Raw genomic sequence first — 1,232 nt, 5'->3', positions numbered from 1 at the left:
CGCTCCTTTAGATTCGTAATGTATTAGGGAAGTAAGGTTGGTGTGGGTAATTTAATGAAATGAGAAAGGGAAGTAAAGTAAACTATGACATGCGCTCTGAGCTAGGAACTCACAGCTTGATTTAGACTTTACTTCCCCTTTCATCAATAACTCAAATAGAAATTCGGGCTCAGAGCCCATTATTAAGGAGTTGAGTTGAATTGATGAATTTCTCACTTCACTTTTCCAATACCAATTTATGAAAAAGATCATTATTGGCATAGATATCAGCAGTAAAACACTCGATATCTGCCTGAACACAGAAGGCTCATCAGAGCATTTTACGATTGCTAACCAAGTGAAGGCGATCCATAGCTTCTTCAAAAAGCTGGCCAACCAATCGGTTGTTGTGGCGATGGAGAACACAGGACGCTATAACTGGCAACTGTATGAAGCCCTGCCTAAATACGGTTTTGAAGTGTATGTAGTCTCAGCTTTACACCTGAAAAAGAGCCTGGGATTGGTCAGGGGCAAAAATGATAAAGTGGATGCTGAGCGGATTTGCAAATTTATCCAGAAGAATCAGGATGAATGCGCCGTTTGGAAACCGAGCTCAACTAACATTCAGAAAATGAAAGTGTTATTGACAGAGCGTAACGGCAGGATCAAAATGAAAAGGCAATTACTCGGACAGCAGTCTGATTACAAGCTGATGAACACAATGGGTCTTGAAAAGCAGCTGGCAAAAATGAACCAGGGTTTGATTAAGTCTATACAAGCGCAGATCGAAAAACTGGAAGCCCAGATCGAAAAGATTGTTCAGGCAGATGAAACGATCAAAGAGCAGGCCAGACAAATACGATCTGTACCGGGCGTGGGCCCTGTAACCTGTTGGACAATGATTGCCAAAACCGAAGGTTTTTCCACGATTACAGAACCCAGGAAGATGGCCTGCTACTGTGGGATAGTACCTTTTGATCATCAGTTAGGAAGCTCTATCAAACGACAGCCCCGGGTATCGACTTATGCGGATAAAAGCATGAAAAGCATCCTGCACCTGGCAGCGATGAGCGCCATCAGATTCGACAACAAGTTCAGAGACTACTATCGGAGAAAGGTAGCCGAAGGCAAGAATAAAATGTCCGTCCTTAATGCGGTCAGAAACAAAATCGTCCATACCATCTTTGCCCTAATAAAAAACCAAGCAACCTATCAAGATCACTTGGTTTTATCATAGAAATCAGGCTGACATT

Annotated in this window: 1 protein-coding gene; it reads left to right on the top strand. The window is 42.5% G+C overall.

Translation table 11 applies throughout. The features are described 5' to 3' along the window. Positions 1-238 precede the first annotated feature (238 nt). The gene (locus tag AAHB90_RS32405) at positions 239-1,216 is read left to right on the top strand and encodes an IS110 family transposase (protein ID WP_342089477.1); all 978 of its coding nucleotides are present in this window, start codon (positions 239-241) and stop codon (positions 1,214-1,216) included. Positions 1,217-1,232: the final 16 nt, after the last annotated feature.

The organism is Dyadobacter sp. OTU695 (genome assembly GCF_038440355.1).
GTDB lineage: Bacteria > Bacteroidota > Bacteroidia > Cytophagales > Spirosomataceae > Dyadobacter.
This window is presented reverse-complemented; position numbering and strand designations above follow the sequence as displayed.

Coding starts and splice junctions, on each gene's coding strand:
- AAHB90_RS32405 (WP_342089477.1), top strand. CDS start 239: ATGAAAAAGATCATTATTGGCATAGATATCAGCAGTAAAACACTCGAT.